Source organism: Pontixanthobacter sp., from assembly GCF_049682855.1.
Lineage (GTDB): Bacteria > Pseudomonadota > Alphaproteobacteria > Sphingomonadales > Sphingomonadaceae > Pontixanthobacter.
The window spans coordinates 15846-29430 of the sequence record NZ_JBAUIK010000006.1; the positions used below are offsets into that span (position 1 = coordinate 15846).

The 13585-nt window shown below is 58.8% G+C and carries 9 protein-coding genes; 4 read left to right on the plus strand and 5 right to left on the minus strand.

Annotated elements, in window-relative coordinates; genetic code table 11:
- The first annotated feature begins 220 nt into the window (after positions 1 to 220).
- Complete coding sequence (locus tag WA922_RS02805; RefSeq protein ID WP_424770176.1) at positions 221 to 712, plus strand: DUF2141 domain-containing protein; 492 nt, start codon at positions 221 to 223, stop codon at positions 710 to 712.
- Here WA922_RS02805 and WA922_RS02810 read toward each other — a convergent pair whose 3' ends face one another.
- Together WA922_RS02810 and WA922_RS02815 are read right to left on the minus strand one after the other, a co-directional pair.
- Entirely contained in the window at positions 713 to 1615 is a 903-nt protein-coding gene (locus WA922_RS02810) for a hypothetical protein (protein WP_424770156.1), read from the minus strand.
- Positions 1612 to 2607: a diacylglycerol kinase family protein gene (locus WA922_RS02815; protein WP_424770157.1), complete on the minus strand. Its 996-nt coding sequence runs from the start codon at positions 2605 to 2607 to the stop codon at positions 1612 to 1614. The genes WA922_RS02810 and WA922_RS02815 overlap by 4 nt, the downstream gene beginning before the upstream one ends.
- Positions 2608 to 2701: 94 nt before the next feature.
- Between WA922_RS02815 and WA922_RS02820 the strand changes: the two genes are divergently transcribed.
- Together WA922_RS02820 and WA922_RS02825 are read left to right on the plus strand one after the other, a co-directional pair.
- Positions 2702 to 3901, plus strand: coding sequence for a M20 metallopeptidase family protein (locus tag WA922_RS02820; protein WP_424770158.1), 1200 nt, complete (start codon positions 2702 to 2704; stop codon positions 3899 to 3901).
- Positions 3902 to 4005: 104 nt separating this feature from the next.
- On the plus strand, positions 4006 to 5562 hold the full coding sequence (locus tag WA922_RS02825; protein WP_424770159.1) for a long-chain-fatty-acid--CoA ligase: 1557 nt from the start codon (positions 4006 to 4008) through the stop codon (positions 5560 to 5562).
- A gap of 41 nt (positions 5563 to 5603) precedes the next feature.
- On the opposite strand, the gene WA922_RS02830 is transcribed toward WA922_RS02825, so the two are convergent.
- Genes WA922_RS02830 through WA922_RS02840 form a run of 3 tightly spaced genes read right to left on the minus strand, consistent with a single transcriptional unit; the run spans position 5604 to position 12375 of the window.
- On the minus strand, positions 5604 to 5786 hold the full coding sequence (locus tag WA922_RS02830) for a hypothetical protein (RefSeq protein ID WP_424770160.1): 183 nt from the start codon (positions 5784 to 5786) through the stop codon (positions 5604 to 5606).
- Positions 5786 to 10036: a translocation/assembly module TamB domain-containing protein gene (locus tag WA922_RS02835; RefSeq protein WP_424770161.1), complete on the minus strand. Its 4251-nt coding sequence runs from the start codon at positions 10034 to 10036 to the stop codon at positions 5786 to 5788. The genes WA922_RS02830 and WA922_RS02835 overlap by 1 nt, the downstream gene beginning before the upstream one ends.
- A complete protein-coding gene (locus WA922_RS02840; RefSeq protein ID WP_424770162.1) occupies positions 10036 to 12375 on the minus strand; it encodes an autotransporter assembly complex protein TamA in 2340 nt (779 codons plus the stop codon). The genes WA922_RS02835 and WA922_RS02840 overlap by 1 nt, the downstream gene beginning before the upstream one ends.
- A gap of 59 nt (positions 12376 to 12434) precedes the next feature.
- Here WA922_RS02840 and WA922_RS02845 point away from each other — a divergent pair, with 59 nt between their 5' ends.
- Positions 12435 to 13571 carry a YihY/virulence factor BrkB family protein gene (locus tag WA922_RS02845; protein WP_424770163.1) on the plus strand — a complete coding sequence of 379 codons (1137 nt, stop codon included), beginning with the start codon at positions 12435 to 12437 and terminating at the stop codon, positions 13569 to 13571.
- Positions 13572 to 13585 lie beyond the last annotated feature (14 nt).

Here is a 13585-nt window from a genome sequence, read left to right on the forward strand (position 1 = left end):
ACGGATAATTGTCCGGCGTAGGAAACGCCAGTCGCGCTCACAAGCGGCGCAGCGGGGCTTTTCCACATCGGCACGGCTTTTCTCCCAGCAAAACGCAAATTCAGCGGAAATTCACACCGTCACAGCCATATGGGGGCCATATTCAGCTGCGAACAGGCGGTTGTCCTACCATCTCGCCGCTCTGCGTGAAGCGGCCCATCGTCATAGGTTTAATATGAGAATGAACATGAAATTCACATCGGCTGCTGCGGTGCTCGCTATGGGCAGCATGGCCTTCGCCGCGCCCGTGCTGGCCCAATACCGCCAGACCATCAGCAATGATATGAGCCGCTGCAGCGCCTCAGCCGGACCGGCAGTGAAAGTGACCGTCAGCGGAATCGAAGGGTCTTCGGGCACCATGCGCGTCCAAAGCTATCGCGGAACCAAGGCCGACTGGCTGGAGAGTGGCCGCTGGCTTAGCCGTATCCAGACCTCCGCACGCGCAGGCACGATGACATTCTGCATGCCCGTTCCCGCTGCCGGTTCCTATGGCATAGCCGTGCGGCATGACACAAACGGTAATGGCAAAACCGATATCACCAAGGATGGCGGCGGCATGTCGAACAACCCCAGCATCAATATCTTCAATCTGGGGAAGCCGAGTTACAAGAAAACCCGCTTTTCTGTTGGAGAGGGCGTCACCGCGATTACGATCAATATGAAATATATGTGATCACTGGCCATAGGCATCCCGCTGTCTGGCCCGCCACACGCGCCATAACACAATCGGCGCAGCAAGAACGGGATGGCGTTCGCGCCACGGCGTTATGTCCACCGGAACCCCAGTGTGCCGCTCAATCTTCCAGGCCGCATAGCGCGCAGCGCCATCGAATGTGGTGCTCGCCTTGAGCAGTCGGATAATATTGAGCGGCTTGCCCCACCTGCGCCTTTTTCGCCAGGCGCGCATGATCCTGGTCTTTTGACCGCGCGTCCAAACCGGCTTGAGCCGCTCGTCGCTTAGGCGGTAATCAATATCTCCCGCCGTCCAAGCAAGCGGTAACAGTCCGTCAAAATGCTCGCGATTGAGCGAAAGGATGGAATTCTCGCGCCCGGTTTTTTCCACGCGCAATTCCGCCCGGTAGGTTTCTTGAAAAAGAGCGCGCCAAAAATCGCCTTCGCGCCCGCTTTCTGGACCGAGCGCAGCGGCAAAGCGCGCTGCGGTAATGGCTGCCTGCGCGACCGATTCTGCAACATGCGCCCTGCTGGCATTATCTCGGTGCCATACCAAGGCGCTGGGTTGGACGAACCGCGCCCAGATCGTGGTATCGCGCAATTCACCGGATGCGGCCTGTTTCAAGATACCGGCTGACAGCGCCGCGACCTTGGCGCGAAGCACCATGCCGTCAAAAACCCATTCATGATAGCTGACCCGCGGCCAGATTGTGTCTCTTTGGGGGCCGGGCATCACAAGATAGAAATCGAGCACCCCCTCCAGCTCGTGCGTGCGCAGATTTGAGCCGTAGAATAGGGCCGCCTGTGCACCGGCACGTTCTGTCAGATGCTTTGCAAAGGCCGTCACAGCGGGTTCGACAGTGCGATCAAGCTGGCTTTCGACGCGCTCCTTCAACGTGGTCATTGCGGCACGACAAAGGACAGCTCCGGCCCCTTGGACACCGCATACCGGCCCGCTGCATAGGCCTCCCCGTCAAGAATGAACTCGTTTTCAATATCGAGCACATAATTCTCAACGGTCAGGAAATGAACGCCGGCCTGCGCCAGCCAGGCCGGATTCCACCCTGCCAGAATCACAGGTAAAAGCGCCATGATCCGGCGGCGCGGATGATCAATCAGGGCAATTTTCAGGCCCGATTTTTCCCGTCCGAATAATTTGATTCCGACTGGAAATTTTTCAAGCGTGGATGACATCATCACAAAGCGCCGCGTGCGGTCACCATACTTGCTTCGCGCCGCCTCTCTGCCATCCGGTCCCAGCTTCAGCCGTATGGCGACCCCTTGACGCCAAACATTGCGGTCGCCGCCAAACAGTCCCTGCATCACGCCCCATGCCGTTGCAGCACCGACCGCAAGGCTGTTGAATGCCCCCATCCGGTGCGCATCCTGTCCTGCATGAACGCCCAGCGTGAAACCGCCCGCCCCCAGAATAAAACCCAGGCGCGGCTGATGGCTGCCATCTGCCACTTCGACTTTGAGAGTGTGGCGCTTGATCCGCTTGCCGCCCGCCAGCGATCCAATAGCTGCATCCAGGTTCCAGTCAGCGGGGGCACCCAGATCGACGTTCAGCGCATTGGTCTTGCCCTTGGGCAACACGGCGATTTCAGGCCATTCCCCGGCAAACACGGCGCCGCCGCATGTCAGGACATCGCGGACCGTCCCATCGCCTCCATTGATGATCAGATATGCGATTTTCTCCTGCGCGAATTTCTGCAAGGCGGCGGTAATATCATGGCGTGTCGCGGGTTGCTCCACCATCACGCGCGCGGATGCCACACAGTCGAGGTCGCGCCCCCGGTTGCGGTGGCTGCGCGGGTTATAGATCACCCCAATCTTCGGCCCGCTCTCCGGCGTAATCCCTTCGCATGGGGGTAAATCAGGCGTATTGGCAGTCATTGAGCGCCGCTTTAGCCGCTACGCAGAATATTTCACTAAGCTTTTTGATAGATACACGGCAGACACGCAGGCTTATCAACGCTAACCCTCCATCATGTCTGCTCCAGATCTCCTTGACGCCGCGCGCGGCCAGCTCGGTACAATCATTGCCTTAAGACGCGCGATTCATGCCGAACCCGAACTTGGCCTGCACACGCCGCTCACAAGTGCGAAAGTCCGCGCGGCGCTGGCGCATTTGCCTCTTGAATGGCGCGAAGGCGCCACCACCACGGGTATGGTGGCCACATTGAGAGGCGCCTTTCCCGGCCGGCGCGTTTTGCTGCGCGGGGATATGGATGCTTTGCCTATGCCGGAGAATACCGGGCTGGATTTTGCCTCCAAATTTGAAGGCAGGATGCATGCATGCGGCCATGACACCCATACCGCAATGCTGGCGGGTGCTGCCGAGTTGCTGTGCGCCAGACAGGCCGAATTGCATGGCGAGGTGCAGTTCATGTTCCAGCCGGGCGAGGAAGGCTATCACGGCGCGCGCTTTATGCTCAATGACGGATTGATTGACCCGCTGCCCGATGCGGCATTTGCACTGCATGTCATGCCCAATGCGGCGCACGGAGTGATCGCGGGCAAGCCGGGGCCGCTCATGGCGGCTGCTGATCAGTTTGCCATTGCTCTTAAGGGCCGCGGCGGCCATGCCTCGATGCCGCATGATACGCTTGACCCCGTGCCTGCCGCTTGCGCGGTGGTTGCAGCGATTCAGGCGATGGTCACGCGCCGTTTCAATGCCGCCGGTGCGGTGGTGGTAACCGTGACCCAGCTGGCGGCAGGGACCGCGCACAATGTCATTGCTGATCATGCCAGCATCAGCGGCACCATGCGGACCCTGTCTGCGCAGAACCGCGCCAAAGTGCAGCAATTACTGCACGGCGTTGCAAACGGGATAGCCGCAGCGCATGGTATGGAAGCAGAGGTGACGATTACCGAAGGGTTTCCCGTCACCATCTGCGATCCGCGCGCGGTCCGGCTGGGCCAGGCTGTTGCGCAATCGCTTCTTGGCGAAAGGGGTTGGCACGATTTGCCGGCGCCGATCATGGGCGCGGAAGATTTCGCCTATCTGCTGGAGAAAGTGCCGGGCGCAATGTTTTTCCTTGGCGTCGCTCCCGAAGGCGACGATTGGGCCTCGTGCTGCGGCATCCATTCCTCCCGCATGCATGTAGACGAGAGCGCACTGCCCAATGGAACGGCCCTGTTGGCCGGATGCGCGCTGCGGTTCCTTGAACGGGGTTTCGGCCCGTAAGCATTTCGACATGGCAGCCATTTACGCAGCGCAGCGAAAGGGACATGTTCCGGGGCATACGAGCCGAGCGATTCGGCCAGCCATAGATTATGGAGAGTGAAGCCATGCCCGATACAGAGGTATATTACCCGACCTATTGCGCCGCATTGTCTGGCCATGCCGCGACCAGCCCGGATCAGATCGCACTACGGTTCGGGGCCCGGACAACCGATTACAGAACCTATGACCGGCACGCGACACAGATCGCCAACGGCCTTGCCGCGATGGGTATGTCCAAAGGCGACCGGATCGCGTATTTCGGCAAGAATAGCGACCGTTCGGTAGAGCTTGCGATGGGAGCGGCACGCGCAGGAATTGTGTTTATGCCGATCATTTGGCGGCTATCCCCCAAGGAAGTGCATTTCATTCTCGATGATGCCGGGGCGAAGGCATTGTTCGTCGAACCGGAATTTGCCGATCAATTGCCTTTTGATGGCCCGAAAATCCTCACCGATGACAGCTTTGACGCATGGCGCGATGCCCAATCGGATGTCGCGGTTTCGGCTGAGGTGACGGCTCAGGACGCATTGCTGCAACTGTACACGTCGGGCACCACGGGTCTGCCCAAGGGGGTCGTGCTCAGCAACCATAATGGTACCAATCTGCGCCCGTTGTTGCGGCAGCACAATATCTATTGGTACTGCGCGGATTCCGGAGATACGATGATATTTGCGATGCCATTTGGCCATATTGCCGGCGTCGGGACCGCGCTGGGTGCGGTTCTGGGCGGGCAGGAACTGATCATTCACCGCGAATTTGACCCTGCATTAATGATTGCCGACACCCAGAAATACCGCGTGAAATGGATTTTCATCGTGCCCGCCGCGCTGGGGATCATGCTGGCCCATCCCGATGCCGCCAATGCCGACTTCTCCTCCGTCAAAGGGTTGACTTACGGCGCCAGTCCGATCCCGCTCGATATGCTCAAGGAAGGTGTTGAGCGGCTCAAATGCGATTTCGCCCAGCTCTACGGTCTGACCGAGACATTCGGCACCGTGATCAGCCTGTCGCCAGATGACCATAGGCCCGAAAATGTGATCGGCCGAGAGCATGTCATGAAATCGGCCGGCCAACCTATGCCCGGCGTCGAGGTGCGCATTCTGGATGAGGATCTTAATCCGCTGCCGGTCGGGGAAACCGGTGAAATTGCGATCAGAAGCGACTGCGTCATGCTCGGCTATTGGAACCGCCCCGAGGAAAACGAGAAAGCCATGATCGGGGATGGATGGTTTCGCACCGGGGATGCGGGGATGGTCGATGAAAACGGGTATCTGTTCATTCAGGACCGGATCAAAGATATGATTATTTCCGGTGGCGAAAATGTCTATCCTGCAGAAGTGGAAAGCGCGGTCTATGGCCATCCCGATATTGCCGATGTCGCGGTGATTGGCATCCCCGATGAAAAATGGGGGGAAGCGGTGAAGGCTGTGGTCGTCGCAAAACCGGGTTCGGGCCTGACCGAGCAAGACGTTATCGCTTACGCAAAGGAGAATATTGCGGGTTTCAAATGCCCGAAATCGGTCGATTTCATCGACACCCTTCCGCGCAATCCCTCCGGAAAAATTCTTCGCCGCGAATTACGCGCGCCCTATTGGGAGGGAAAAGACCGCGCCGTAAATTAGCCGCAGATCATTTGGCCCAATGGCACCGCCAATCCGGGCGACTAGCCGCCCCCGCCATCTGACGTCTGATCAGCGATATCATTGTCGATATCCTCGGCTAGGTCGCGAATATGCTTCTGTGCATTGTCGAAACGATCACCAAAATCCGCCTCTTTTTCCTGCCGCAGCATAATGGCTGCAAGCAGGCCAAGCAGCAGAATCGCCACGACGACCAGAGGCCTCATCAATAGTTCTTCTTGTACCGCACATTGACGTTGGTGCCGATTGCGCCGCCCGCCTGGCTCAAGATCGACAGTGCGGGAGTGAGGCTGATTTCGAGCTGGGTAGCCGTAAATCCGCGCCCGTCAGTGATAACTTCAACGTAAATATCGTCGGTCAGATACTGGCCGGCAGCCAGTGATGTGCCCCGGCCGCTTGTCTCGTCCGAACCCAGTATCCGCAGCCGGTCCACCCCGGTCGCAGAGCGCAATTTGCCGAGCGGATTGAGCCCGCCGCCAGTGCTGTTGAGCGAGTTCAGCGAGGCAGCCAATTGCACAGCCTGAATGGCCGACAGATTGCCGACGGAATTGCCAAACAGGATGCGCGAAATAATCTCGTCCTGCGGCAGGCCTGGAGTGCTCGAAAATGCGATTTGCGGATTGAAGGCCTGTCCGCTGACATTTACATTCACCGTGACATCCTCAATCTCGTCCGAGGCGACCAATGTGATCGTGGGGTCAAGTGTGCGCCCGCCATTGAAACTCACACGTCCCTCGGTCAGCTCAAATGACCGCCCGGCAAAGCCAAGCGTCCCGCGTATAAGATTGACCCCTCCCGACATGCGCGGCTCTTTGCTGGTTCCGCCAATATTGATATCCGCGCTCCACTCGCTTTCCAGCCCCATACCCGAGACATACAGCTTTTGCGGCGCAGCCAGAGCGATGTCGAGACGGATCAGTTCCAGCAGCCCTTCGGATAGCGAAGGCGGCTCATCACCAGTAATACGCGCGCGGCCCCGTGGCGGCTTGAAGCGTACACCGGTGAGTTCTGGGATGGCCGCATCACCCTGGCGAATAACTTCATATCGCGTTTCGGGCAGCAGAATTCTGCCAGAAAGCAGCGCGGTCTGCCCCGCGCTCTTGGTGAAGGCGAGAGTCCCGGTTGCAGTGGATGCGATGGCGTCGCTTTCCGCCAGTCGCGCATTATCGAGCTCCACCTTGATATCCATCGGATAACCGCTATCAGCGGCGAGGCTGACATAACCCGCCGCAGATATTGTGCCATCCCCGGCAACCGCCTGAAGCTGTTCGATTTCGAACCGCTCGCCGGTGAACCTGCCGCGCAGCGCCATATTTGACAGGCGTGTGCCGTAAGTCTGGTTTTCGTAAGTGAGGCTGTTGGCCCGCACGATACCGGCCAGCGACGGGGAGGAAACACGGCCGCTGAAATCCGCGGCCAGGCCGAGAGCCCCGGAAAGCCGCTGATCGGGCTGCCCGGCAAGCGAAAACAGCGTGTCCGCCGGTCCGTTATAGCGGACACCGCCGCCCAGGGGTGCCTGCATCAATCGCGTGACCCAGGAACCGCTACCCGGTGGTAGGGGCGTAAGCGACGCGTTCATGCGCCCGATTACCGTACCTCTGCGCCGGATTACTGCGCGCGCCGCGCCGCCCGTGCGCTGAAGCTGTCCGACAAAGCTTACATTGACCGGTTGGCTGACGGAAACCGCAGTAGTGCGAGAAAAATTGGAAATCGTCATCCGTGCATCGGCGACCGGAAAGGCATTTGCACTGGCTTGCGAAAAATCAAGGCTGCCAGTGGCTTTGCCCCCCACACCAAGGCCAGGAGCAAACGCATTAATGATTTCCATATCCATATCGTCAAGACGGCTCTGGATCATGATCCCATTACCGTAACGGCCCGCCAACCGAATATTACCCTGCCCGAAATCGATCCTCGTCGGCAGCAATTCATACGAGGAACCGCCGGGAATAATCCGCGCCGGAGACGTCGTTTTGAACGCGACACCGCGCGCCTTGCCTTGCAGCGATGCGCGCCACAGTTCGGGCTGCAAATCAGCATTGGCCGAAACGCGGAAAGGCACTCCGCTCGTACCCTCGGCAAGTATTTTGGCGTTTCCGCGCCCATTTTGGTAATCGACCAGAGCGCGCATGACATTTATGTCGAGAGCGCCATATTGCGTGTCGGCCAGCTGAATATCGGCGATGACCTGGGGCCGGTCATACAGAACCACATCGGCATCGATTATGGCCGAACCAATGCGCAGATTGGCGGGGCCGGGCAGCACGGTGTTATTCGCGCGCAGATTGACCCGCGCAGACTGGTACCGGCCGGTCGCGCCAAGCCGGACGATTCCGCCAAGCCCTCTTCCGTTTGCATCAAGCTGACCTATAAACGGTCCGGCTGCGCTCTGGCGAACGCGCCCTGACAAACCAATACCGGCGAGATCGGCACGGTTAATGGTCAGTGCCACAGCTCCGCTGGCTGTCGCCACGGTCACATCGGCGGTAAATGCTCCATAGTCGGTGGTGCCGCTGGCATCGATACGGTAATTGCCATTTTCGCCGCGAACATTGGCGGTAAGGCCCGCCAGACCTACGCCAAGGCCGGGCCGGGCCGCCTTAATCGTTGCACGCGGGCTGGTGATCGTGCCGGTCAGAGTGACCCCAACCGGGCCATAAGGGTCCGAGATAGCGCTCGCCACCACATCGATCTGACCGTCTGCCGAATAGCTGCCGCGCCCGTCAGTAACCTTGAGCAACGGCGAATTCATCCGGACATTTGCAAAACGGGCGACACCGTCGCTGCCATATACCACATCGGTGGAAGCAACGAGATTACCACCGAGATAGGTTTGCGCGCTGTCATTAAGCAATGCGGTGGAGCGTGCGCGCACTTTCCCCGCCAACGCAAAATCGCCATTCTGGCTGGCCTGGAGATCAATGTCAGTGGCGATGTTGAAAATACCAACGCTCTCGACACGGTAATTATCGATCTTACCGTCGATTGCACCGGTGTAGAGCCCGGTTGACGTGTCCGCGAGAAGGATCAGCTGGGCGTCGATCCGGTCAGACCGCATCCGCATATTGTCCGATAAAATGCGGCTCCCCTCAACCGCTATATCTCCCTCCAGCCGGATATTCGCGAGCGTGCCGCCAGCGACCGTATCCAGACCGGTTATCCGCGCGGCTCGTGCCGTCACCGGAACGACGATGCGGTCCGCGCTGACCCGGGCAGAGCCCTGCGCGCGCAAATTTTCAATACCCAAATCGTTCATCACGATCCGCGCGGCATTGATATCGTACTCCACTGCAGGAGCCGCAAATGCCCCGTCCAGCGAGAGCATCGCGCGCAGGCCTCTACCGCCCAGATTGGGCGCTATGGCAGCGGGCTGAAGCAGAGTGAATTCAGCGATAAAATTGTCAAAACTGTTATTTGACAAATCGATCACGCCGTTGGCAGCAAGAGTAAAGGCATCGCTGGAAATATGCCCGTCAATCTCCGCCCGCCGTTCATCCAGAGCGGCCGCTATATCAATATTGGTTTGTTCACCCAGCAAAGCCGCAGTTGAGGGCGGGGCGAATATGCCCAGCTGAGTGGGCCCTGCCACAGTGATCACGCCATCGCGCGCACTGAGTGCGAGATCGGCAAAGTTCTGATCGGCCAAAGTCGCCGCCAATTTTCCGTTCCACCGGGCCCAGTCGCCGTCACCTGATAGCGTCATTTTCAGCGGCTGGGTGAAGCCGGCCAAACCGGCGATCATGCCGTCACCCGGCGCGCTGAGATCAAAATCAAGAGCGAGCCTGTTGTCATCGGGCACAGCATCCAGAACGAGCGCAATTGTGTCGCCGCCGGGACTGCCCTGGCTCGACATCGTCCCCCCGTTCAGCACTGCCTGAGCGCGGCCATCAGCGATGTGCACCTCGCCCGTGAGTTGCGCAACCCGCCGCTCACCTGAAACCGGCGCTTCGGCAATGAACTGGCCGATTGTGAGGGACCCGATATCAATGTCGTAATCAGGCAGAAGCGGATCATCGCTCGGCGGGGTCTCGTTGAATTCGGGAAGCCGCTCCAGCACGATCGTATCTGCGCCCAGCGAACGGACATCAATATGGCTTTTGATAAACGCAAATGGTCGCCAGTCTATGGCCACTTTCGGCGCGCGCAGGAAGACCCCTTTGGGATCGGCAATAGTCAACCCTTCAATCGTCATCTCGCCATAGAGCGAACCGCCAATATTCTCGATCCCCACAGCCATGCCGTTTTCAAATTCCAGCGCCTCAATCTGTTCAGCGACGAAAGTGCGGCCCGGATCGGTATTGAGCGCAAACAGGGCCGTGATGATGACCACAATAACGGCCGCCACAATGCCAAGCGTGATTTTCACAATGCGCCGCGGCCAAACGGATTTTTCCGGCTTGCTGGCCGGCTCCTCCGGCGCTGCGGGGGAAACCGCGTCACTCTGGTTCTCAGTCATCAGAAAGCCTGCCCGATCGAGATGTAGATATTAATCAGGCTCTCACCGTCTTTGCGCCCAATCGGCGTTGCGATATCAAGCCGTAACGGGCCAAAATTGGTGTAGAAACGTCCGCCGATACCCGCACCATAACGCAATCCTGAAAAGTCAGGAACGGACGTGTTATACACCTGGCCAGCATCGACAAATGCGACCACCCCAAAATCGCCAAAACGATAGCGCACCTCTGCGGCTAGCTCATTCGTGCTCAATCCGCCGACCGGGCGCAGGAGGAACTGGCTATCGGTTTCATCCGGATCGGTGATATCGAAAGCCGGATTGGGCTCCGCCACTTGCGGGCCAAGCTGCTGGAAACCAAAGCCCCGTACCGAGCCGCCACCGCCTGCGTAAAAGCGCCGCGAAGGGGCGATGTCTGCACGATTGACACCGACGATGGTCCCCGCCCGCAGCCGTCCGGCCAGAACGATGGAATCGGTCGGGGAGAAATAGGCTGTCGCATCAAACACTCCGCGGCCATAGGGGTCAAAGCCGCCTTGGAGAGAGCCTTCGGGTTGCGCGAGCAAGCTTAGACGGAACCCTTTTGTCGGGTTCAGCAGATCATCGGATGTATCAAAGCCGAGCTGCCCGGTTAATGCGCCGATGAAATAGGTCCGGTCGACCCGCTCACCCAGATCAAAATCGAAATCTTCCTCGACTGTGCCAAGAATTTCCGCGCCATATGCATAGGTCAGGCGCTTCTGCCAGATTGGCGTGGAGACGTAGCTTACCAGCCCGCCAAGCCGCCCTGTCAGTGCCTTATAGGCGTCATAGTCAGCACGCAGCGCATTCAAACCGATTTCGACCGTCCGGTCGCGCTGGCCAGCGTTTGAGCGCCGGAACGAGAGGCCCGCGCCCTGCTCCTGAGTGCCCAAAACTGCCGAGGCAATCAGTGCGCCCTCCGGCTTGAACAGGTTGCGATGCGTCCAGCTGCCTTCCAGACGGAACCCTTGCCCTGTGCCAAACCCCGCCCCGCCAGCCAATGTCCGCGGGGGGCCCGCGTCTTGATCGACAGCGATATTGATAAATTCGCTTTCGCTATCAGCGGCCTCGCCGGTGGCAACCGGTTGCACCGACACCGTGTTGAACAGGCCGGTTGCAACCAGCGCCTGCCTGAGATCATCGACCTTGCGGCTATCATACAGTTCGCCGCGCTCAAACCGGGCGAGCACCTCAACATGCTGGGCATCAAACGCTTCATTGCCGCTGGTCACAAATCCGCCAAATCGCGCCCGCGGGCCCGTATCCACCGGCAGGGTGTAAACGCCGTCAAGCGTCTCCTGATCAAGCAGGATATCGCGCTGGCCGATCTTGGTGAAAGGATAACCCTGTTCGGGCAAACTGATGGCCACCTGGGCCTCTGCACCCTGTACCCGCGTGGCAATGATCGGTTCGCCAACTTGCAGCGCCAGATTGTCCCTGATCAACCCGTCCGGGATGGTCGGATTTGCCTCTATCACTATCTCGGCAAATGTGAACCGGCCGCCAGGAATGACGTCGAGCACCGCAGTCAGCGGCTGACCGTTTGTTTCTGCCGAACGGTCGATCCGTGTGGTTACTGCGGCATCATACCACCCTTCGGCACGCAAAAGGCGCTTCATCAGGGCGCTGTCTTCGGTCAGGCGCGCAGACATCATGGCAATATTCGCGGCTTCACCATCAGCATCTTGCAAAGCGGAGAGCGATTTGAATGACCCGGCCAAATCAACGTCTGTCTGATCATCCGCCTCGTCAAGACCGTTGACCTCAACGCTGTATTCTACGAGCAGTACCTCCTCGTCGGCTGCCTCGTCAGCAAACTGCACCTCTTCAACGGTGAAAGACTCAAGCGGGGGAAGCGGTTTGATTAGCTCCGCATCGCGAATAGGCGCATCGCCAATCTCTTCGGTTGCATCACCATCCGCCAGTTCGGGCAGGCCAAACGGAGCCGCCGCCCCTTCATCGGGGTTTGCCTCAGCCTGTTCGCTTGCAAAGCGGCGTTCGAACTCTTCGATTGATTCAAGTTCACTAGCGAGCTCCGGATCATCACCGTCAAGAGCGGGGATCGCGCCGTTGAATTCCTCATCTGTAATGATCGTCTCGACAGCAGGCAGGTTTGCATCAGCGGGCGGCGGCGGAACAGGCAGCGCACCCGCTTTCAGATCTTCCGCTTGCGCGGGTACGGCTGGCTGCTCTACTGCGGCGCCGCTGGCATCTTGTGCGGCGGCAGATTGCGCCATCATTGCCATCGCTGCCGCACCGCTCAACAAAGATGCGCGGATGATGCGGCCACTTTTACCGTGCTTGAGCGTTAATGAACACATGGGGCGAGAATTCCCAGACATTTTATATATGCGCAGTTAATACCAGACAGGATCACGTTTTGATATCCAGACCTTCTCATGGCGCGCCGCCAAAGCCAAACGACATAGCGGGCACCGATAGCCGACTCGAAGCCAGTATTGGCCTTACCGAGCAAGAGGTTGATGCGATAGAGGAAACACAGCCTGGCGCAACCGCCACGTCACCTGCCAACCTGCCGCTGTCGGCATGGCAGCAGATTGCCAAGCGGGTCTGGGTGATGGCCGGATTCCATAATCTGTCGCTGCTGGCGGCCGGTACGGCTTTCTTTGCCTTTCTTGCCATTACGCCGCTTCTGGCAGCCACGGTGATGACCTACGGACTGCTCGGCGATGTCGAGACGGTTCAAAACCAGATGGAGACGATATCCGCAATAGTTCCGCCAGAAGCGGCAGTGTTGATCGAAACGCAATTGCTCACGGTGGTGGAAACCAGCAGCGGCGTTACGGGTGTGACATTGGTGATATCGCTTATATTCGCCCTTTATGGCGCGATGCGCGCGGCCTCCGGCCTGATCGGCGCGCTCAATATTATCAACTCGGAACATGAAAGCCGGAACATGTTTTCCGTGGCACTGCGTGCTGCCGGGATGACGCTCGCGGCTATCATGATTGCCCTGACCGGGCTTGTCAGCGGCGGCCTGGTCGCCTGGCTGCAAACGCAGACATCCCCCTTGATCGGTCCGTTTGCTGATGATCTTTATCAGCTGATAACCTGGGCCGTGGCGATGCTTCTGGGATCATCGGGCTTTGCACTGATCATGAAATACGGACCAGACCGGAGGGCTGCAAAATGGCGCTGGCTATCCCCCGGCTCGATATTGGCGACATTTACCTGGGTGGCCATCTCGTTCGGCTTCTCGCTCTATGTCAGATATGTGAGTGACTACAGCGCGACTTACGGCTCGCTGTCAGCCGTCGTCGTGTTCCTGATGTGGTTATTTCTCACATGCTATGCAATTTTGATCGGGGCCTTGCTCAACGCGGAAATTGAACGTCAGACGTTAATCGATACGACCGTTGGCATTGACCGCCCATTGGGGGAGCGCGGCGCGGTGATGGCCGATAGCGCAGTAAGCATCGCGCCAGATTCTGAAATTCTGGACAAAAAACGGCGGCGACAGGCCGCGAGAGAAGCGCGCAAGGCAGCCTCCCACTAGCCCGGCCCTCCTAC

Bases quoted from the DNA above. Each gene is read 5' to 3' on its own strand.
- WA922_RS02805 (WP_424770176.1), top strand. From the start codon at position 221: ATGAACATGAAATTCACATCGGCTGCTGCGGTGCTCGCTATGGGCAGC.
- WA922_RS02810 (WP_424770156.1), bottom strand. From the start codon at position 1,615: ATGACCACGTTGAAGGAGCGCGTCGAAAGCCAGCTTGATCGCACTGTC.
- WA922_RS02815 (WP_424770157.1), bottom strand. From the start codon at position 2,607: ATGACTGCCAATACGCCTGATTTACCCCCATGCGAAGGGATTACGCCG.
- WA922_RS02820 (WP_424770158.1), top strand. From the start codon at position 2,702: ATGTCTGCTCCAGATCTCCTTGACGCCGCGCGCGGCCAGCTCGGTACA.
- WA922_RS02825 (WP_424770159.1), top strand. From the start codon at position 4,006: ATGCCCGATACAGAGGTATATTACCCGACCTATTGCGCCGCATTGTCT.
- WA922_RS02830 (WP_424770160.1), bottom strand. From the start codon at position 5,786: ATGAGGCCTCTGGTCGTCGTGGCGATTCTGCTGCTTGGCCTGCTTGCA.
- WA922_RS02835 (WP_424770161.1), bottom strand. From the start codon at position 10,036: ATGACTGAGAACCAGAGTGACGCGGTTTCCCCCGCAGCGCCGGAGGAG.
- WA922_RS02840 (WP_424770162.1), bottom strand. From the start codon at position 12,375: ATGTGTTCATTAACGCTCAAGCACGGTAAAAGTGGCCGCATCATCCGC.